Genomic DNA, 20,162 nt, shown 5'->3' on the forward strand with positions numbered 1-20,162 from the left:
CAAGACACGCCGCACCCCCGGCATCCGATACGGCGTGTCTTGACCCCTCACGGGCCGCACTCTCCGCTCCCGGGAGGAGATCTCTCGTTCCGCAGGAGCCTTTCGCGGATCCGTTCCTGCGCATCGTGCGATCTCCTTCGCAACGCGCGCACCCGCCACCGGCCCACATGACTTCGGAGATCGGGTGAGACGCGCCGCGCAGACAGCCCTGCACTCCGGCGTGTCGCCTCAGAACTCCGAAGTTGTGCGGCCACTCCCGCGCGAGGGGTCGAAAAAGGCCGGGTCGGATGCTTCCGACCCGGCCTTTCGTGACCCCTCAGCCCACGCGAACCTCAGCCCGCGCGACCCTCAGCTCAGCGGGTGAGCGCCTCCGCGGTGGGGGTGCGACCGGTGATCTCGTCGATGATGTCGTCGTCGATGCGCGCGTTCTCGAACGGTGCGTCGATCTCGGCCCGGTCGAGCAGCTCGGTCATGCGACGCTGACGCTGACGCGTGATGAGCGTGACGACGCGGCCCGAGCGACCGGCGCGGCCGGTGCGGCCCGAGCGGTGCAGGTACGTCTTGTACTCGTCGGGCGCATCTGCCTGCACGACCAGATCGATGTCGTCGACGTGGATGCCGCGGGCGGCGACATCCGTGGCGACGAGCACGTTCACGCGGCCCGAGGTCAGACGCTCGAGGTTGCGCGTGCGCTTGGCCTGGTTCAGGTCTCCGTGCAGCGAGACCGCGGGGATCCCGGCGTCATCGAACTGCTCGGCGAGCATGTCGGCGTAGGCGCGGGTGCGGGCGAAGACGAGCGTCTTGCCCTCGCGGTCGACGAGCGAAGTGAGGATCTCGGCCTTGTCGCGGTGCTCGATCACGAGCACGCGGTGCTCGATCGTGCTGGACTCCTGGTCCTCACCGGCGACCTCGTAGACGGCCGGGTCGACGAGGAACTCGTCGACGAGAGCCGCGACCTCGCGGTCGAGCGTCGCTGAGAACAGCAGCTTCTGGCTGCCGTCGGCGGTGTGACGCAGGATGCGCTGCACGGGCTCGACGAAGCCGAGCTCGCACATGTGGTCGGCCTCGTCGAGCACCGCGATGCGGCAGTCCGAGAGGTCGAGCTTGCCCTGGTTGATGAGGTCCTCGACGCGACCGGGGGTGCCGATCACGATGTCGACGCCCTTCTTGAGCGCGCCCACCTGGCGACCCTGCGGCACGCCGCCGTAGATCTGGGTGGTGAAGAGACCGACGCTGCGAGCGATCGGCTGGATCGTGCGGTCGATCTGCAGGGCGAGCTCGCGGGTCGGAGCGAGGATGATCGCGCGCGGCGACCGACCGAACTCACGACGCTTGCCGGCCTGCGACTGCAGCACGCGCTCGACGAGCGGGGCGCCGAAGGCGATGGTCTTACCGGAGCCGGTGCGTCCGCGGGCGAGCACGTCGCGTCCGCCGAGCACGGCCGGGATGCTGGCAGCCTGGATCGGGAACGGCGTCGCCGCGCCCATACCGGCGAGGGTCTCGACGATGTTCGAGCCGAGGCCCAGGTCGCCGAAGCTCACACCGTCGACCTCGACGGCCGCGACGGACTTCGCCTCGAGGCGCTCGTGCACGACGTCGTCGGTCGGCTCGAAGGCCGCCTTCGGCTTAGCGTTCCAGTCGTTGCGTCCGGGGCGCGCGTCACGGCTCGGACGCTCGTCGCGGCGCGGGCGATCGGTGCGGTACGCGCCACCAGTCGAGGGGCGGCTGCGCTCGCCCGGAGCGTCGTAGGAGCGCTGCGTGCGGTCGCGGTCGAAGGCGCGGCGGGCACGGTCGGCGTCGTACGAACGCTCGGGACGCTCGGATGCCGCTCGGTCGTTGTACCGAGGGCGGTCGCCGCCACGGTCGTCGCGACGCGGACGCTCGTCGCGGTCGAAACGGGGACGGTCGTTGCCGCGGTCGTTGTAGCGGGGACGCTCGACGTCGCGTGCTCCACGCCCTTCGTCTCGTCGCTGCGCTCCTCGCTCAGGAGCCGGACGCGAGAAGGACCGCTGGTCGCGATCGAAACGGGGGCGATCGGCGCCGCGGTCGTTGAACCGGGGACGCTCGGCGCCGCCACGGTCGTCACGACGCGGACGCTCATCGCGATCGAAACGGGGACGGTCGTTGCCGCGGTCGTTGTAGCGGGGACGCTCGGCGCCGCCACGGTCATCACGACGCGGACGGTCGTCGAAGCGACGGCCGGCCGTCGGGCGGTCGTTGTAGCGGGGACGCTCGGCGCCGCCCTCGAAACGGGGACGCTCGTCGCGACGGTGCGGCGCCTCGCGGCGGCCGGATTCGGCGCGGTTGCGGATGCCGCGGGCCTCGTCGCGACCGGCACGCTCCTGCGCACCCCAGCGCTGCTTCGGGGCACCCGACTCGGCTTCGGCCGGACGGTATCCGCGGTGGCCGGCACTGCGGCTGCCGGGGCGACGGTCGTAGCCGCCGGCGGCGGGAGCGGAGCGGCGGTCGCCGGCATCCGATCGTCCGCCGCGCTCGTCGCGGCCGCCGTCACGCGACGCACCACCGTGGTGACGGTCGTGGAAGGAGGTCTTGTTCGCGCCGTAGCGCGGCTCGAAGTTGCGAGCGGCTCGGCCGCCCTGGGGCTTCTTGTTCTTCGGCATGTGTGTCTTTCGTTCTCGCACGAGAACAGCACGGCGCACGCGGAAAAGCACCCGTGGATCAGGGGTGCCGGACGCTCAAGGGCCGGGGCCATTCATGTGATGGTTGAATGCGCGTCGATGGACGCTCACCATCGGCCCCTGGACTCACACTTCAAACAGGTAAAACGTCCGCGCGCTGCGCGGGTGTCCGAAGCCGACTTCCCCAGCATACCGGTCGCACCTGAAAGACTCCCCCGCCGCCGTACGATGGCGAGGTGAATCCCACCGGCATCCAGGTCTCCCTCCGTCGCGGCGACGTCACCGCGCAGATCGCCCAGGTCGGCGCCTCGCTGCGCGCGTTGCGCATCGGCGACGTCGACCTGATCTCCCCGTATCCGCTCGATCAGCCGACTCCGGGATGCTCGGGCGTCGTCCTCGCACCCTGGCCCAACCGTATCCGCGACGGCCGGTGGAACGACGACGGAACGGCTCGGCAGCTCGCGATCACCGAGCCGAAATTCGCGAACGCCAGCCACGGGCTGCTGCGATTCACGGCCTACGGGATCGAGCAGACGGATGCTTCGGCCACCCTGCGCGCGACGATCGTGCCGCAGACCGGATACCCGTATCTCATCGAGACCTCGGTCACCTACGCCCTCACCGACGACGGGGTCGCGGTGACGCACACTCTGACGAACCGATCGGATGCCGCGGCCCCGGTCGCGCTCGGAACCCATCCCTACGTGACCATCGGAGATGTCGACGCGCACGACCTCGTGCTGCGCGTGCCGGCGTCGACCGCGTTCGAGACGGACGAGCGGATGCTTCCCACCGGCACCCGTCCGGTCGAGGCGGCGCTGCGCGACGGCATCCGTCTGGGCGACGCGAAGCTCGACACCGGCTTCACCGATCTCGCTCGCGACCCCGACGGACGCGTGCGGCACTCGCTGACCGCGCCCGATGGCCGCCGCCTCACGCTCTGGCAGGGTGAGGGCTTCGATTTCGTGCAGGTCTACACGGCGACCAACTACCCCGGCCACGACCTGGCCGTCGCGATCGAGCCGATGACCGCACCCGCCGACGCGTTCAACAGCGGCCTCGGCATCCGTCGCCTCGCTCCCGGCGAGACCTGGACCCTCGACTGGGGCATCTCGCTGGGCTGACTCCCCCGGCAACCCTGTACCCAACTCAGGCACAACCGCTCGAAAGGCCCCGGATCCGACGCTTTGGCGCGGTTCCGGGGCCCTTCTTCCTGAGTTAGGTACGGCGTATCACTGCGACAGCCACGGACGCTCGCGCAGTTCCCGGCGGCTGAGCGTCGCACCATGTGCCACGACCGACACCTCGGCCTCGGTGAGTTCCAGCTCGTCCGAAGAACCCGCCGAACCCGCAGAACCCGCGTCCGGCCCCTCGGGCGCCTCCGGGTCCGAACCCGTCGGCGCGGCATCCGCTCCCCCGCCCTTGCGGGCCTGGCGACGCTCGCGGGCACCCTCGACGAGGTTGTAGAGCGTCGGCAGAACGATCAGGGTGAGCACGGTCGACGAGATGAGTCCGCCGATCACGACGATCGCGAGCGGCTGGGAGATGAATCCGCCGTGCCCGGTGATTCCGAGCGCCATCGGGGTGAGGGCGAGGATCGTCGCGAGCGCCGTCATGAGGATCGGCCGCAGACGCTTCTCGGATCCCGCCTGCACGGCCGCGACCGTCGACAGACCCTTCTCCCGATACTGGTTGACGAGGTCGACGAGCACGATCGCATTCGTCACCACGATGCCGATGAGCATCAGCACACCGATCAGCGACGCGACACCGAGCGGCACTCCCGTGATGATCTGCAGCAGGATCGCACCGGTGGCCGCGAACGGCACCGAGACGAGCAGCAGCAGCGGCTGGCGCAGCGACTTGAAGGTCGCGACCATCACCACGTACACGATGAGGATCGCGGCGAGCATCGCCAGACCCAGCTGCGAGAACGAGTCGGCCTGCTGCGAGGCGACGCCGCCGACCTCGGCGGACGCACCGGCGGGCAGGTCGACCGCGTCGAGCGCGGCGGTGACGGATGCCGTCGCCACGGCGAGGTCGTCGGATGCCGGAGGCACGGTGATCGTGGCGGTGCGTTGTCCCTGCTCGGTGGTGATCGAGGTGGGGCCGTTGCGCTGCTCGACCGTGGCGATGTCGCTGAGCGCGACCGGGCCGAGCGGCGTCGGGATCGTCAGTTCGCGCAGCGCCTCGACCGTGGTCGGCGGCTCGGGGGTGACGAGGTACACGGTGAGTGCGGTGTCGTCGATCTCGACCGACCCGAGCTGCTGCGGGCGCATCGTGTTCGACACGATCGCACCGACGGCGACCTCCGAGAGCCCGCGCTGGGCGGCGGCCTCGCGGTCGACGACCACGGCGATGTAGGGCAGGGCCGCGGCGAGGTTGTCGCTCACCTGGCCGATGCCATCGCGTCCGTCGAGCTCGTCCATCACCGCGGTGGTGGCGGTGGAGAGGTCGTCGCCGTTCGACGCCGAGACCGTGATCTCGATATCGCTCGACCCGAATCCGGCCGACGATGCGACCGACACGTCGCCCACGTCGGAGAGACCGTCGATCGCGTCCTGCACGTCGGCGCGCAGCTTCTCCTGGTCGGCGCTCTCATCGGTGAGCACCGAGTAGGTCACGCCGGAGGATCCGCCCGAGAACGCGTCGCGCACCGAGGAGCCGCTCGACCCGATCGACGCCTGCACGTGCTCGATGCCGTCGATGCCGCTGAGCGCGTCTTCGACCTTGATCGCGGCATCCGACTTGGTCTCGAGGCTGGCCGTCGGGCCGAGGTCCTGCGTGATGGTCATGGTGTTCTGACCGGAGTCGCCGAGGAAGTTCTGCTTCATGAAGGGAGCGGCGGCGAGGGTCGCACCCAGCACGATCACGGCGAGCACGACGGTGACGCCCGAGTGCTTGAGCGTCCAGCCGAGGATCGGGCGGTACGCCTTCTGCAGACGGGTGGGCGGAGCATCCTGGTGCTCGGGATCGATGGCTGCGCCGTTCTCGTCGAGCAACGGCTTACCGGGCTTGAGGAACCAGTACGCGAGCACCGGCACGATCGTCAGCGAGACGAGCAGCGAGGCGATCATCGCGATCGACACGGTCATCGCGAACGGTCGGAAGAGCTCGCCGACCATGTCGCCGACGAACACGATCGGCAGGAAGACGGCGACCGTGGTGATGGTGGATGCCGTGATCGCCATCGCGACCTCGCGCACCGCCAACCGGATCGCATCGCCCTTGTCGGCGTCGCCGACGTAGTGCCTCTTGATGTTCTCGATCACGACGATGGAGTCGTCGACCACGCGGCCGATCGCGATCGTGAGCGCACCGAGCGTGAGGATGTTCAGCGAGTAGCCGAATGCCTGCAGACCGATGAAGGTGACGAGCACCGAGGTCGGGATCGAGATCGCGGTGACGAGCGTCGAGCGTACCGACATCAGGAACAGCAGGATGACGAGCACGGCCATCACGAGCCCGAGCAGGCCCTCGACCGCGAGCGTCTCGATGGACTGCTCGATGAACGGCGCCTGGTCGAAGATCACTGTGAAGGTGGCGTCGGGGAAGGCTTCGCCGATCTCGTCGAGCGCGGCGATGACCCCGGCCGACACCTCGACGGTGTTCGCGGCGGGGAGCTTCGTGATCGAGATCGACAGCGCATCCTGGCCGTCGACGCGCGAGATCGAGCTGATCGGGTCGGACTCCTGCACGACGGTCGCGACGTCGCCGACGGCGAGGTCGGTGCCGACGAGCGGCAGGGCCGCGATCTCGTCGACCGAGGCGATCTTCGCGCCGGTCTGCACGGTGAGCGTCTCGCCGTTCTCGGTGATGTCACCGCCGGGGAACAGCGTGCCGTTCTGCTCGAGGGCGTCGCTGATCGCCTGGGTGCTCTGACCCGCTGCGGCGAGCGCCGCGACGTCCGGGGTGATGGTGATGCGCTGGCCGACCCCGCCGACGATCTCGGCGGCGTTCACGCCATCGACGTCTTCGAGTTCGGGGATCGCGACGGTCTCGAGCTCGGCCTGCGCATTGTCGGCGTCGTCGAAGCCCGACACGGCGACCTGGATCACCGGCAGGTCGTTGATCGAGATCGCGAGCACCTGCGGGTCGATGTCTTCGGGCAGCGTCGACGAGATGCGGTTGATCGCCTGCTGCATCTTCTGCTCGGCGGTCGCGAGGTTCGTGCCGTAGGTGAAGCTCGCCTGGATGATCGAGGCGTTGGTGGTGCTCGTGGCGGTGGTCGACTCGAGGTCGGGCACACCCTGGATCGCTGCCTCGATGGGCGTCGAGACGTCGTTCTCGACGACCTCGGGCGAGGCGCCGGGGTAGGTGGTCATCACGACGAGCGCGGGCAGCTCGAGCGAGGGGATGAGTTCCTGCTTGAGGTTCGTGAGCGCGAGGCCTCCGAAGACCGCGGCGACGATCGTGATCAGGGCGATGAGCGCGCGGTTCTTCAGGCTCAGGACGGCGAGTTTCGACAAGGTTGCTTCCTCAGGATGCTGTCGGTGCGGGTGCTGGTGATGCTGCGGGTGCTGTGTACGGTTCAGATGAATCGGATGCTGTGTGCGGCGTGAGGATCCCGGCGAGGCCGTCTCGGATGAGGCTTTCCTCGAGGGGATCGTCACTGATCTGGGCGTGCCAGAGTATGCCGTCGATGAAGACGGCCGCTGCCCGGGCGCGGTCCGGTCCGTGCACGGGGGCGATGAACTCGACGACCTGGTCGGACCAGCGCCGGGCCAGCTCGCGCACGCGCGGGTCGTGCACGGCGGCGGTCACGACGGCCCGGTCGGTCTCGAGGGCGCGGGCGTCGGCGAGGCTCTCGGTGATGAGCCGGGCGAGCGCCTCGGGCGTCACACCGACCGATTCGACGGCCTGGCGGGTGGCCTCGATGCGCATCTCTATCTCGCGCACGAGGAAGCCGAGCGCGGCGTCGCGCAGGTCGTCGAGGGTGTCGAAGTACTGGGTGGTCGCGCCGAGTGGAACGCAGGCACGGGCGGCGACCTTGCGGTGGGTGAGGGCGTCGACGCCGATCTCGACGATCAGCTCGGCGGCCGCTTCGACGATCTCGCGACGGCGCGCTTCAGGGTCGCGTCTGCGCCGCGCTTTCGTGATCATCGGGGTCCTTCCGTACGTCCGTACATGTACATTTGTACATTTTCGGGGTGGGAGGAACCTGGGAGCGGATGACGTCTACCGCAGCACCGCGCCGAGGGTCAGCCCCGCGCCAGCGGCGAGGAGCCCCAGCAGCAGCATCCCGACGGCGTTGAAGGCCGCCGCTCGACGTGCGCCTCCCCGCTGCAGCGCCACGGTGTCGAGCATCGCCGTGCTGAAGGTCGTGTAGCCGCCGATCAGGCCGGCGCCGACCAGGAAGAGCTGCTCCGGAAGAGCCGTCGTCACGAGCCCGAGCGCGAACGACCCGGTGAGATTGATGAGCAGGATGCCCCACGGATACCGGCGACCCGCGAAGCGGGCGACGCTCTGATCGACGACGTACCGCAGCACGCTGCCGACGCCTCCGGCGAGCGCGGCGGCGGCGAAGAGCAGCGGGCTCACGCCTCCACCTCCGCCGGGCGCCGCGGCCGCCCGAATCGCAGCCCGGCCGCCGCGGCGGCGAGGCCGAGCACGAGCGACCCCACGGCGTACACCGCACCCGACAACGGGGCATCCGCCGACAGCAGAAGCGTGCCCGTCATGAACGTGCTGTACGTCGTGAAACCGCCCAGGATGCCGGTGGCGAGGAACACCCGCAGGTCTCGCGACCCCGGCAGCCGTGCCGCGACGACGCCGATGAGGAAAGCTCCGACGATGTTGGCGATGAGGATCGCGAACGGGAACCCCTCGTCATCGGGGATCAGCAGCATCAGGGCCAACCGTGCCGCGGTGCCGATCGTGCCGCCGGCCAGCACGAGGAGCAGGCGGCGGAGGGTCACGCCATCACGCTACTCCTCGCGAGCGCCCGCCGTGCTCTTGTCAAGGGCGTGGGCGGTGCGGTGCGGGCCGCGTTGACTGGCGCGCATGAAGCCCCTGTGGAAGTCCGACGCCCTCGCTCCCCTCGGCACTCCCTTCGAGCCCGGCGCGCGTCATGACGTGGTGATCGTCGGCGCCGGGATCACGGGTCTCTCGACCGCCGTGATGCTCAGCCGCGCCGGCCTCGACGTCGCCGTCATCGAATCCGGCGATGTCGCCGAGCTCGCGACCGGCGGCAACACCGGCAAGCTCTCCCTCCTGCAGGGGAAGCGCCTGGCCGAGATCCGCGAGCACCACCCCGCCGGCCTCGTCCGCGCCTACGTCGAGTCGAACCGCGCCGGAATGGACTGGCTCACCGCCTTCGCCGACGGCGCCGACGTGTCGTACCTCCGCCGCACCGACCACTCGTACGCCCAGGGCCGCAGCGGACTCGAGACCCTCGAGGCGCAGCACGCCGCCGCGCAGGAAGCCGGCCTGCCGACGCGGATGCTCGCGGCCGGCGACCTCGACGCGCTGCCGTTCGCCATCGCCGGGGCCGTCGCCCTCGACGATCAGGTGACGATCGATCCCGTCGAGGTCGCGGATGCCCTGGCCCGGGTCTTCCTCGCCGCGGGGGGCACGCTGCACACCGGCATCCGCGCCACCGGCGTGCGAGTGATCCCCGAGACGCACGTGAAGACCGCCGTCGGACCGATCTTCGCCCGAGACATCGTGCTGGCGACCGGCAGTGCCATCCTCGACCGCGGGCTGTACTTCACGAAGACGAGCGGCATGCGGTCGTACTGCGTCTCGTTCCGCGTTCCGGGCGAAGTGCCCGCCGAGACGTTCCTCTCGGTGGACTCGCCCAGCCGATCGATCCGTCCGGTGGCGGATGCCGACGGCCCGGGCGGGATCGCCCAGCTCGTGGTGGGCGGGAACGGGCATCCGGTCGGACGATCCGACAGCGAGGAGGCGGCGGTCGAAGACCTCGTGCGGTGGACGCAGGAGCACTTCGCCGGCGCCGAGGAGACGCACCGCTGGTCGGCGCAGGACTACCAGTCGCACAACCAGCTCCCCTTCGTCGGCGCGATGCCGCGCGGCCTCGGCCGCATCCGCTTCGCGACCGGCTACGCGAAGTGGGGCCTGTCGAACGGCCCGGCGGCGGCGATCCGCCTGGCCTCCGAGATCCTCGGCACGCCCTGGCGCGAGCGGCCGCACTGGATGACGACCATCGCCACGCGCATGACGGTGCCCGCCGATCTCGCGAAGGGTGCGCAGGAGGGCCTCGAGGTCGGCAAGGAGGCGGTGAAGGGATGGACGGATGCCGAGACGCACCCCGTTCCGGTTCCGCGCCCCGCCGAGGGCGAGGGCGTCGTCGCGAACCGCGCCGGACTCCCGGTCGGCGTCTCGACCGTCGACGGCGTCACGCGCGCGGTCGACGCCGTCTGCCCGCACCTGGGCGGAGTGCTCGCCTGGAACGACGCCGAGTGCACGTGGGACTGCCCGCTGCACGCCTCGCGGTTCGCCTCCGACGGCACGCGCATCGAGGGGCCGGCTCTGAAGGACCTCCGCGAACTCCCCCGCACCGGGCGGCGCTGACGCGCCCCTGCATCCGCTGAGGGGTCAAGACACGCCCCAACGGATGCCGCGGGCGCGGCGTGTCCTGACCCCTCACGTCGGTGGGATCAGTCCGCGTGCGGGGGCGCGGCATCCCACCCCTGCTGCGGCGTCTCGCAGTCCTCGCGGAAGACGTACTGCGAGGCGAGTTTGCGCTGGCTGCTCGACCAGTCGATCGCCGGGCGACGCTGCTCGGGCGGCAGGTAGCCGAGCCGATACACCGCCATGAGTTCGAGCTCGTCGGGCACGCGCAGCAGGCGCACGATCTCGTCCCACCGCCCCGGAACCTCCATCGGGAACGAGATGAACTGGATGCCCATGCCCAGCTCGACCGTCGTCAGCCAGATGTTCTCCATCGCGGCACCCATGCTGAACACCGAGTAGAACGACGAGAGCTGCCCCGGCCGGTACTCGCTGCGGTCGAGCATCACGCCCAGCAGCAGGGGCGAACCGGCGACGAGCTTGCGGTTCTCCTCGCCCAGCGTCTTGGGGACGCCGAACGTGTTCATGAGCTTCTGCCCGCGCTTGGTGAACACCTGGCTCGTGAAGGGACGCAGCGCCGCGGGCAGTTTGTCGAACAGCATCCCGCTGCGCTTCTCGTCCATCTCGGCCTGGCTGAACCGGAAGTACGGCTTGTACCGCTCGAAGAACGTGCCGTTCGACATCGCCTCGGTCATGCTCTCGCCCGAGATGCGCGAGATCTGCGCGATCGTGTCGGGGTTCTCGATCACGACGAAACGCCAGGGCTGGCTGTTCAGCTGCGAGGGTGCGCGCCCAGCCGCTTCGAGCAGGATGCGCTGGTGCTCCTCGCTCACCGGATCGGGCAGGAATCCGCCGTTCGTGGTCTTGCGGCGGCGGATGGCGTCGAGCAGTTCCATGGGGTCACTTCCGGTCGGCGGACGGCAGACGCGAGCACACGAGGCCCGCGACGATGAAGGGTGCGGCGGCCAGCGCGACGAGCGGATGCCGTGCGCTGTGCGTGCCGAGGTAGGGGATGGCCGCGAGCGGTGCCGCAGCGGGGAGCAGGGCGAGGGCGGCTCGTCGGCTCGCGCGGCGCGGGCGCGCCCACAGGCCGGCGGCGACGGCGAGTCCGGTGGTGACGCACGTCGCGATGTAGAGGGCGTGGTGCACCCAGCGGAAGTTCCGCGTGTCGATGATCTTCGCGGCCACGGCGGTGCCGAGCGCGGCGTTGGCCCCGTAAGCGGATGCCGCGACGACGAACAACGGTGCGGCCGTGCTGCGTCGCCGCCTTCGCCTCCACGTCATGACCCGACAATACGCCCGCCCCTCCTCCGCCGAGCCACCCCCTTGCGCGCGAAACACCCCCTTGGGTACGGCACGCATCGGGGTGGGTCGTACACAAAGGGGTGTTTCGGCTGAAGCTGGGTTCCTGAGCCTGTCGAAGGGCCCGATCGGGCGGACTACAGGTTCGCCTCCGCGTACACGCGGAGTGCGTCGCGGACGAACTCGGCACCCTGGGTGCCACCCGACGAGGTGGCGTAGTTCGCCCCGAAGCGCGGGTCGGCGACGTACATCTCCCCGAGCCCGATCACGTAGCCCTTCACGTCAGCGCTGGGTCCCTGAGCCTGTCGAAGGGCGGATGCCGGAGTCCCCGGCACTCCCGTCAGCCACTCGACGTGGCGGCGGGCGAGGGCCTGCGCCTCGTCGGATGCCGGGTCGATGCCGCTCTCGGCGGCGGCGATCCAGTCGCGACCGAGGTCGGCGACGGTGCGCTGCCAGTCGGCGCGCTCGGCATCCGTCATGCTCCGCCACCAGCGGTCACCGTCGGCGTAGGCCTTCGTGCCCCAGCGCTGCTCGACCTCGCCCTTGTACTGCGTGTGATCGAAGCCGTCGAACATGTTCTCTGCCATGAGTTCTTCACCTCCTCTCAGTGCGTCGATGGTGGATTCGACCGACGCGATCTGCCGCGCCAGCCGGGTCTGCTCCTCGCGCAGCAGCGCGAGGTGGGTCTCGAGGGCGGATGCCTCATCCCCCTGGGTCCCTGAGCCTGTTCCCCCCTGGGTCCCTGAGCCTGTCGAAGGGCCCAGCACCTCCGCGATCTGCGGCAGACCGAGCCCGAGCTCGCGCAGCAGCAGGATGCGCTGGAGGCGCACGAGGGCGGTCTCGTCGTAGTGGCGGTAGCCGTTCGCCGCAATGCGCGTCGGCGCCAGCAGGCCGATGTCGTCGTAGTGACGAAGCGTTCTGCTGGTCGTGCCGGCGAGGCGGGCGATCTCCTGGATCGACCAGTCCCGACTGCTCATGCGTTTCTCCCCTTCCGTGTGGATGTTTCCACCGTAGAAGTTGACGCAGCGTCAATGTCAAGCGCCCACCAACCCGAGAATCTCCTGACCTCTTGACAATGTCGAGATATATCGTGTTATGTTCCTTGAACACGATATATCTCGATCCTCGACCCAGGAGAAGCAGACATGACCGAGAAGTGGCTCATCGCCCCCGGCGAAGAACGCGTCATCGACATCGAATCCGTGACGCGCCTCAAGGTCGGCCTCGTCGGCGGACAGGTCGACGTGATCGCACACGACGAACCCGGCATCCGCATCGAGGTCCACGGCGTCACCACCAAGGACCTCCGCATCGAATCCCACGACGGCGAGGTCGAGATCGACCACCCGCAGTTGGGTTGGGACAACTTCCTCGAGGTGTTCCGCAACTTCGGCAGCGGCGGCCCGCGCGCCGAGGTGAGCGTGGCCGTGCCCCGCTCGATCGCACTGAACCTCGGCGTCGTCAGCGCGGGCGCCCTCGTCTCCGGCATCCGCAACGACGCCCGCCTCAGCACCGTCTCGGGCGACCTCATCGTCGACACCCTGATCGGCGACCTCACCGTCAACACCGTCTCGGGCGACGTGCAGGTGCGCGGCCTCACCGGCTCGATCAACGCGAACAGCGTGTCGGGCGACGTGGCCGTCACCGGCGTCGTGCGCAAAGCGACCGTCGACATCGTCTCGGGCTCGACGACCGTCGACGCCGCCGGCGACGTGAACACCATCTCGGTGAACTCCGTCTCGGGCGGCACCACGGTGCGCCTCGACGAGTCGCTCGCCGCGAACTACGTCATCCGTTCGCTGAGCGGCCGCCTCCTCATCGACGGCATCGAGCGCAGCACCTCGGGGCCGAGCAACTACACCGGCACCAAGGGCGAGCTCGCCGGGCGCTTCGTCGACCTGCGGGTCAACTCCGTCTCGGGCGGCGTCACGGTGCTGCGCCGCACCCCCGAGTCGATCACGAACGACGCGGAATGGGAGGAGGAAGCATGACCCCCGCCGTCTTCTCGCACGGCGACCTGCGCCTCTACCTGCTCTCGCTGCTCGCCGAGTCGCCGCAGCACGGCTACGGCATCATCCAGGCGCTCACCGATCGCACCGGCGGCACCTACACACCCAGCGCCGGCACCATCTACCCGCGCCTCGCGAAGCTCGAAGAAGAGGGCCTCGTCACCAAGACGGTCGACGGGCGCACCACGATCTACGCGATCACCGACGCGGGCCGCGCCGAACTCGCCTCCCGCGAGAACGACCTGGCCGGGATCGAGTCGGGGCTCGCCGACTCGGTGCGCCTCATCGCGAACGAGGTGCGTCAGAGCGTGCAGGACGCGATGAAGACCCTCCGGGCCGACCTCGCCTCCGCCGCGCACGACGAACGCCAGTCGGCCAAGAGCCGCCCCCGTTCGGCATCCGACGACACCCGCGCGACGAGTCGCGAGGAGATGCATCGGGCGGATGCCGTGATCAACGCGTTCCGCGCACGCATCCGCACCGATCTGCGCACCCACGTCGCGCAGGGCGGTGCACTCCCCGCGAGCGTCGTGACGGATCTCGAGAACGCCCTCGACGCCGCCGCCCGCGCCGTCACCGTCGGCATCTCGGAGACCCACCCCTGACCTCACAAGCGGGTCGCTGACCTCGCACCTGGGTCACTGACCTCGCAAGCGGGTCGCTGACCTCGCAACTGGGTCGCTGAGCCTGTCGAAGCGCCCTGCCCCGCACAACCCGCAGAAGGTCCCGGTATCGCCCACCGATACCGGGACCTTCTGCGTGCACCTTCAGCTCTCCGGCCATAACTCCGGAGAAACTCCCCGGCCCCGCCCCGATGGGCACGAAAAGCGGCCCTTCACCCCCGCGTCTGAGGAGTTATGAACCCTCCGGTACGCGCATTCTCGCCGCCGTTCAGGGAGCCGCGGCGGCGACCGGTGCGGGCTCGCCGATCCGACCGCGGATGAGGAACAGTGCGACGAGGCCGAACAGGATGACCGCCCAGTTGCCGGTGCTCGCGACCGTGAGCCAGATGTTCTGCGTTCCCTCGACCGCCGTGTCGATGCCTCCGGTGGACAGGAAGAGTGTGGGGTCGGTCAGCCCGTGGGCGATGATCGCCCAGACGATGCTCCCGGTGACCCGCATGATGAGGTACATGCAGATGCCGAAGAAGAACGTGTAGACGAGCAACACGACGATCGTCAGCGAGAAACCGGTGCCGATCGCGTTGACGAGGTGCATGAGCGCGAACAGCGCCGATGAGATCACGGCGACCGTGATCTCGCGGTGCCCCGCCTTGCGCAGCAGCGCGACCCCGGCCCCGCGCGTGACGAGCTCTTCGGCGATGCCGATGAACAGTCCCGTGATGAGGGCGACGACGACCACGCCGTCGGCGAAGCCTCCATAGTCGACGCCGATGAGGCGCAGGATGATCGGGTAGGCGACGACGGCCACCGCGATCCACATCCACGGCCTCCCCCGGACCGGCTGGCGTCCGAGCACGGGCTTGAGCCATCCGATCGCGACCAGGAACGCGGCGATGATCACCGCGCCCGCTCCGATCGGCAGCAGCAGCTCGATCGCGACGTTCCGGGCGCTGGCGAAGACACCGCCCTCGTCGATGAGATGCCCGAGCCAGAGGCCGACGAGTTGACCGATGCCCAGGTAGACGGCGAGGTAGGCGACAGTGACCAGCAGGGCCTTCCACCATCCGCCGCGATTCCAGAACCCGTCCTTCGACTGCCAGAAATCGGCCATGCCCCGCCCCTCCCGAGAATGCGCGCGACGATTCGGCGACGCACGCTCATCCTGGCGCGGCTCGTTCACGGGTGTCAACGCGGGCTCCTCCTCGGGAGAGTCGGCGCGCTATTCGCCGCGCGCGCCGACCCGCACGGAGCGGAAGGTGAACCAGACGAACACGATGGCCAGGATGCCGATCACCATCTGCAGCAGGCCGACCGACTGGGCGAGCGGGTTGGGCGTGCCGTGCCCCACGGCGAACACGGAGAAGGCCCAGAGCGCATGCAGGATCATGGCCCAGATGAGCGTTCCCGTGGTGCGGCGCAGGATGTAGAACACCGTCCCGATCGCGAAGGCGCTTCCGACCTGCTGGATCGTCGGAACGAGATCCTGCCCGAGGAAGAAGTTCATGAAGTGCATCAGACCGAACGCGGCGGAGCTGAGGAACCACACCCAGACCTCGGAGAGGCGGCTCCGCAGCGCGACGACCATCAGGCCGCGAGCGGTCATCTCCTCGGTGAAGCCGACGAGGAGCAGCACGAGCGATGCGGCGAAGAACGCCCCGTCGTAGGCCGACCAGTCGGTCAGCGTGAGCGTGAACACCGCGACGATCGCCAGGAGGATGGGCGCGACGATCGGCCACCGATGACGACTCCGGGCGTCGTCGAAGAGCGCGGGGCGCCACCACCCGAGGACCGACGCCGTCACGGCGAGCAGGAGCGTGGCGACGATCAGTGAAACGCCGGCGCCGAGGAAGAGGTTGGCCCCGCTGTCGCCCCACTCGTCGTACGGGACGCCGCTCACCGACTGCACGCCGAAAACGATGAGGATGTAGGCGAGCCAGATCGCGAAGCCGATCCAGACCCGAGGACGTACGCGAAGCGAGGAGTCGGCCATGACGCGAGTATTCCAGAAGCCTGCGGATGCTGTCAGCCCCGTCGGGATGCGGAAAGCGTCGATACGACCGATGAAAGGATGACGGGATGACTTCTCTCCGTCCCATCGATCTCGACGTGTGGCCGCGCGCCGAGCACTTCCGCCATTACTCGGACGCGGTCCCCTGCACGTACGCGATCACGGTCGAACTCGATGCGACCCGACTCGCCGCCGCCATCCGCGAGGCAGAACGCAAGACGTACCCGACGCAGATCTGGGCACTCGCCGACGTCGTGAACCGCCACGAACAATTCTGCATGGGGCTGACGGACGACGGCGCACCGGGGGTGTGGGACGTGGTGCACCCCTCATTCACCGTGTTCAATCCCGAACGCGAGACGTTCGCGAGCGTGTGGGCTCCCTACGACCCCGACTTCGCGACCTTCCACGATCACGCCGTCGATCTCCTGCGCACACACCGCTCGGCGACCGAGATGTTCCCGCAGTCCGACGCGCCGCCCAACACCTTCGACATCTCGAGCCTGCCGTGGACGACGTTCACTGCGTTCTCACTGCAGATCAAGGATGCCTGGACGCATCTCCCGCCGATCTTCACCCTCGGCCGCTACGTCGAACGCGACGGCCGCGTGCTCCAGCCCCTGGCGATCCAGATCCACCACGCGGCGGCGGACGGCTTCCACACCGGCCGCCTGGTCGACGACCTTCAGCGGCTCTTCGACGATCCCGGCTGGGTCCGCGCCTGAGCGGCGATCCCGACCTACTCCGCAGCCTCCGGCCAGATCTCCTTCTGGGAATCGGGCACGAGGTCTCCCAGCGGCACGACGAGGATCGAGCGGTGCTGACGGTGCGCGAGGCGGGCGGCGACAGACCCGGTGAAGAACTCGCGGATGCTCTCGCCGATGCCGCGCTTGCGGGTGCCGATCACGATCAGTTGCGCGTCGAGCTTGTGCGCGAGCTGCTTGATCGCGAGCGCCGGGTCGCCGACGAGCTGACGGGCGGTCCAGGTGATGCCCGAGGCGTCGAGGGCCGGGGCGACCGCCGCCTGCACGGCCTCGAACTCGGCGGCACCGGCATCGAAGTTGATGTCGATGGGGGCCGAGTGCACGTAGCCGTCGGGGTCCTCGTAGGTCACGAAGCGCGTCACGTCGACGTGGGCGACCACGAGGGGAGCGCCGAGCAATCGGGCGTAGCGCACGGCTTCGTCGACCACACGGCCGTCCTGGTGGGGCTGCACTCCGACGATCACGGCCTTCTGCAGAGCCGCGTTCTGCGCCGCCTCGTCGGACGGAGTGGAGGTGTTCTCGGTCATGATGATCGCTCCCTTCACCAGCCCGCCTGAGGCCAGGGGGTCTGACCCGCGTGCTATTCTGAATGCTACTCTTACCGGCTTCGAACCGGTGTCGTGAATGCCGCGGGACCTGACCACCCGCCGCTTAACTCGTGAGGGGGTCTCGCGCATGGGCCGTGGCCGTCAGAAGGCGAAGCACACAAAGATCGCCCGCGAACTCAAGGCGTACAGTCCGTCGGTGAACTACTCCGCTCTCGAGCGCGAGCTGGGTCACCCGACCGACGAAGACGCCTACGTCGACAAGTGGGCCGACGATTATGCCGACGAAGACGAGGACGAACTAGAGAAGGCCTGACCGCCCCTCTGTTCGACTTCTCCCCCGTACGACCTACGGGGGTTTCGTCGTACCCGGCTGTGGGATGGCGGGACGCTTCGACAAGCTCAGGGACCCAGTCGCGGAAACTGGGTCGCTGAGCCTGTCGAAGCGTCCCCGCGAGACACCGGGTTGTCGGCGAACGATCTGAGAGGATCGACGCATGCCCCATGTCGTCGCCCTCTACCGCCATCCGATCAAGGGCTTCACCCCCGAACCGGTCGAGTCCCTGACGGTGCAGGCCGACGGACGGGTCGCCGGCGACCGCGTGCTCGCGTTCCGTTTCGCGGATGCCGCGGCGCCGGAGGAGCGTGACGGCCTCGATCACTGGCCGAAGGCGAAGGGCCTCGCCCTGCAGGACTTCCCGGCCTTGGCCGCCCTGCGTACCCGCTACGACGACGCCCGCGCACGGGTACGGATCGAGCACGACGGGGCCGTGATCGTCGAGGCCGGCCTCGACGACGGCGGACGCGCAGAGCTGACGGATGCCGTCACCGCCTATGTGCGCGCGACGCGGGAGGGTCGACGCCTCGAGCGTCCCGGGCGACTCCCACTCGTGCTGGTCGGCGATGGCGAGACCTCGCGCTTCCAGGACCGCGCCCGCGGCTACGTGTCTCTGCACAGCCGCGGCAGCGCAGAGGCACTGGGCAAGGCGGCGGGCACGGGGATCGACGATCGGCGCTTCCGCTCGAACATCGTCATCGACGGTGTCGAGGCCTGGGCCGAGCTGGACTGGGACGGCGAGGTGCGGATCGGCGACGTCACGCTGACGACGGAGGGTCCGATCGTGCGCTGCCTCGCGACCCACGCGAACCCCGACACCGGCGAACGCGACGTCAAGGTTCTCACGACCCTCACCGGCGCGCTCGGACAGAACGAACCGACGCTCGGACGCCTCTTCCTCCCGCTCACCCCGCGGGGCGACGAGCGCACGCCGGCGGGAGTCATCCGCGTCGGCGACGAGGTGCACGTGCTCTGAGCGTCGCGCTCACCAGCGGCCGTGCCGCGCCTCCCACTCGTCTTCGATCGTGCGGCGGCGCCCGGCCACGAGACCCGCGGGGATAGACACGACGAGCACGCCCATGATGACGATCAACGGCACCTGCCACCCACCGGTGGTCTCGTGCAGCAGGCCGATCAGCAGCGGGAAGACCGCGGCGATGCCGTAGCCGATGCTCTGCACGAACCCGCTCAGCGCGACGGCGCTTTCGGGCGTGCGCGCGCGGATGCTCAACAGCACGAGGCTCAGCGGGAACAGGATCGCGGTGAGCCCGTAGATGATCGCCCACAGCGCCGGGGCGGCCGTCGGGGCGAGCAGCAGTCCGCCGACGCCGACGACGCCGCAGGCGACCGCGAAGAGGAACAGTGGCCGCGTCGCCTGGAAACGCACGATGAGGATCGGCACCAGCAGACCGCACGGGAGACCGGCGAGCGCGAACAGCGACAGCAGGAATCCGGCGGTTGCCGGGGTGACGCCGGCGATGTCGACGAGCATGGTCGGCAGCCAGGCGAACGCGACGTAGGCCATGGTCGACGACGTGCCGAACACCAGCGCGAGCGCCCAGGGCAACGGCATCCGCCACAGCCGGCCGAACGCGCGCGGGCTGGCCGGCACGATCGCGATGGGGCCGGTGGCGACGGCCGCGGCATCCGTCAGATCGTCGACCCCGTCGGTCGGGTCGAGCACGACGTCGGCGGGGGCGGATGCCTTATCCACGCGGCCGCGTTCGCCGATGAGCAGCGCGATCCACGGCAGCAGCGCGAGCACCGCGAACCCGCCCCAGAGCCCGAGCGACACCCGCCAACCGAGCGAGTCGGCGACAGGCACGGCGACGAGCGGCGGCACGAACGTCGAGACCGCCATCATGGTCGAGTACAGCGTCATCATGACGCCGAGACGGTCGGGGAAGTACTTCTTCACCAGCGGCGGCAGCAGCACGTTGCCCGCTCCGACACCGGCGAAGACGACAACGGTGGCCGCGAGCAGGCTCGTCGAGTCGCCCGCGAACCCGCGCAGGATCAGTCCGAGCGACATCAGGGCGAGCGCGCCGACCGCGACGCGCTCGAGCCCGAAGCGTCGTTCGACGAGCGGGGTGACCAGCCCGAACACGGCGAAGCACACCGGCGGTGCGGCACCGATGAGACCGACGATCACGGGCGACACCGGGAAGTCGCGGGAGATGTGGTCGATCACCGGCGACAGCGAGGCGACCGCCGAACGCAGCGAGAACGCCACGAGCACGATCCCGATCAGCGCGAGAGCCCGTCCCTGCCAGAGCGGGCGTGCGCCCATCACGACCGCGCCCGGTTCCTGAGCGAGCGCAGCGCCCCCACCCGGTTCCTGAGCGAGCGCAGCGCCCCCACCCGGTTCCTGAGCGAGCGCAGCGAGACGAAGGGCGCGGGCT

The 20,162-nt window shown here is 69.4% G+C and carries 19 protein-coding genes; 7 read left to right on the forward strand and 12 right to left on the reverse strand.

Annotated features, from left to right (window positions below; all coding sequences use genetic code 11):
• Positions 1-353: 353 nt before the first annotated feature.
• Entirely contained in the window at positions 354-2,621 is a 2,268-nt protein-coding gene (locus ACIQTT_RS08410; protein WP_402788486.1) for a DEAD/DEAH box helicase, read from the reverse strand.
• Positions 2,622-2,875: 254 nt separating this feature from the next.
• Between ACIQTT_RS08410 and ACIQTT_RS08415 the strand changes: the two genes are divergently transcribed.
• Positions 2,876-3,763 (forward strand): aldose 1-epimerase family protein, encoded by an 888-nt coding sequence (locus ACIQTT_RS08415; protein ID WP_402788488.1) that lies wholly within the window; start codon positions 2,876-2,878, stop codon positions 3,761-3,763.
• 108 nt (positions 3,764-3,871) lie between these two features.
• Here ACIQTT_RS08415 and ACIQTT_RS08420 read toward each other — a convergent pair whose 3' ends face one another.
• The 4 genes from ACIQTT_RS08420 to ACIQTT_RS08435 form a co-directional block, all read right to left on the reverse strand.
• On the reverse strand, positions 3,872-7,108 hold the full coding sequence (locus ACIQTT_RS08420; protein ID WP_402788490.1) for an efflux RND transporter permease subunit: 3,237 nt from the start codon (positions 7,106-7,108) through the stop codon (positions 3,872-3,874).
• Positions 7,109-7,118: 10 nt separating this feature from the next.
• Positions 7,119-7,742, reverse strand: coding sequence for a TetR/AcrR family transcriptional regulator (locus ACIQTT_RS08425; RefSeq protein WP_402788492.1), 624 nt, complete (start codon positions 7,740-7,742; stop codon positions 7,119-7,121).
• Positions 7,743-7,817: 75 nt separating this feature from the next.
• On the reverse strand, positions 7,818-8,180 hold the full coding sequence (locus ACIQTT_RS08430) for a fluoride efflux transporter FluC (RefSeq protein WP_402788493.1): 363 nt from the start codon (positions 8,178-8,180) through the stop codon (positions 7,818-7,820).
• Positions 8,177-8,557 carry a fluoride efflux transporter FluC gene (locus ACIQTT_RS08435; RefSeq protein ID WP_402788495.1) on the reverse strand — a complete coding sequence of 127 codons (381 nt, stop codon included), beginning with the start codon at positions 8,555-8,557 and terminating at the stop codon, positions 8,177-8,179. The genes ACIQTT_RS08430 and ACIQTT_RS08435 overlap by 4 nt, the downstream gene beginning before the upstream one ends.
• A gap of 85 nt (positions 8,558-8,642) precedes the next feature.
• Between ACIQTT_RS08435 and ACIQTT_RS08440 the strand changes: the two genes are divergently transcribed.
• A complete protein-coding gene (locus ACIQTT_RS08440; RefSeq protein WP_402788496.1) occupies positions 8,643-10,172 on the forward strand; it encodes an FAD-dependent oxidoreductase in 1,530 nt (509 codons plus the stop codon).
• An 86-nt stretch (positions 10,173-10,258) separates the two neighbouring features.
• Here ACIQTT_RS08440 and ACIQTT_RS08445 read toward each other — a convergent pair whose 3' ends face one another.
• The 3 genes from ACIQTT_RS08445 to ACIQTT_RS08455 form a co-directional block, all read right to left on the reverse strand.
• Positions 10,259-11,068 (reverse strand): nitroreductase family protein, encoded by an 810-nt coding sequence (locus tag ACIQTT_RS08445; protein ID WP_336641086.1) that lies wholly within the window; start codon positions 11,066-11,068, stop codon positions 10,259-10,261.
• Positions 11,069-11,072: 4 nt separating this feature from the next.
• Positions 11,073-11,456 carry a hypothetical protein gene (locus tag ACIQTT_RS08450; RefSeq protein WP_402788498.1) on the reverse strand — a complete coding sequence of 128 codons (384 nt, stop codon included), beginning with the start codon at positions 11,454-11,456 and terminating at the stop codon, positions 11,073-11,075.
• A gap of 155 nt (positions 11,457-11,611) precedes the next feature.
• Positions 11,612-12,451, reverse strand: coding sequence for a MerR family transcriptional regulator (locus tag ACIQTT_RS08455; protein WP_402788499.1), 840 nt, complete (start codon positions 12,449-12,451; stop codon positions 11,612-11,614).
• A gap of 168 nt (positions 12,452-12,619) precedes the next feature.
• Here ACIQTT_RS08455 and ACIQTT_RS08460 point away from each other — a divergent pair, with 168 nt between their 5' ends.
• Together ACIQTT_RS08460 and ACIQTT_RS08465 are read left to right on the forward strand one after the other, a co-directional pair.
• Positions 12,620-13,465 (forward strand): DUF4097 family beta strand repeat-containing protein, encoded by an 846-nt coding sequence (locus tag ACIQTT_RS08460; protein WP_402788501.1) that lies wholly within the window; start codon positions 12,620-12,622, stop codon positions 13,463-13,465.
• Entirely contained in the window at positions 13,462-14,088 is a 627-nt protein-coding gene (locus ACIQTT_RS08465) for a PadR family transcriptional regulator (RefSeq protein ID WP_402788503.1), read from the forward strand. The genes ACIQTT_RS08460 and ACIQTT_RS08465 overlap by 4 nt, the downstream gene beginning before the upstream one ends.
• Before the next feature lie 286 nt (positions 14,089-14,374).
• Here ACIQTT_RS08465 and ACIQTT_RS08470 read toward each other — a convergent pair whose 3' ends face one another.
• Positions 14,375-15,217: a CPBP family intramembrane glutamic endopeptidase gene (locus tag ACIQTT_RS08470; RefSeq protein WP_402788505.1), complete on the reverse strand. Its 843-nt coding sequence runs from the start codon at positions 15,215-15,217 to the stop codon at positions 14,375-14,377.
• A 108-nt stretch (positions 15,218-15,325) separates the two neighbouring features.
• Entirely contained in the window at positions 15,326-16,096 is a 771-nt protein-coding gene (locus tag ACIQTT_RS08475) for a CPBP family intramembrane glutamic endopeptidase (RefSeq protein ID WP_402788507.1), read from the reverse strand.
• A gap of 86 nt (positions 16,097-16,182) precedes the next feature.
• On the opposite strand from ACIQTT_RS08475, the gene ACIQTT_RS08480 reads away from it, so the two are divergent.
• Positions 16,183-16,839, forward strand: a complete 657-nt coding sequence (locus ACIQTT_RS08480) for a CatA-like O-acetyltransferase (RefSeq protein ID WP_402788509.1) — start codon at positions 16,183-16,185, stop codon at positions 16,837-16,839.
• 14 nt (positions 16,840-16,853) lie between these two features.
• On the opposite strand, the gene ACIQTT_RS08485 is transcribed toward ACIQTT_RS08480, so the two are convergent.
• Entirely contained in the window at positions 16,854-17,405 is a 552-nt protein-coding gene (locus ACIQTT_RS08485; RefSeq protein WP_402788511.1) for a universal stress protein, read from the reverse strand.
• A gap of 148 nt (positions 17,406-17,553) precedes the next feature.
• Here ACIQTT_RS08485 and ACIQTT_RS08490 point away from each other — a divergent pair, with 148 nt between their 5' ends.
• Together ACIQTT_RS08490 and ACIQTT_RS08495 are read left to right on the forward strand one after the other, a co-directional pair.
• Positions 17,554-17,739: a DUF3073 domain-containing protein gene (locus tag ACIQTT_RS08490; RefSeq protein WP_029259537.1), complete on the forward strand. Its 186-nt coding sequence runs from the start codon at positions 17,554-17,556 to the stop codon at positions 17,737-17,739.
• Positions 17,740-17,920: 181 nt separating this feature from the next.
• The gene (locus ACIQTT_RS08495; RefSeq protein WP_402788513.1) at positions 17,921-18,736 is read left to right on the forward strand and encodes an MOSC domain-containing protein; all 816 of its coding nucleotides are present in this window, start codon (positions 17,921-17,923) and stop codon (positions 18,734-18,736) included.
• Between the two features lie 9 nt (positions 18,737-18,745).
• On the opposite strand, the gene ACIQTT_RS08500 is transcribed toward ACIQTT_RS08495, so the two are convergent.
• Complete coding sequence (locus tag ACIQTT_RS08500; protein WP_402788515.1) at positions 18,746-20,050, reverse strand: CynX/NimT family MFS transporter; 1,305 nt, start codon at positions 20,048-20,050, stop codon at positions 18,746-18,748.
• Between the last annotated feature and the right edge of the window lie 112 nt (positions 20,051-20,162).

It is taken from the genome of Microbacterium sp. NPDC090225, assembly GCF_044772365.1.
Classification (GTDB): Bacteria; Actinomycetota; Actinomycetes; order Actinomycetales; family Microbacteriaceae; genus Microbacterium.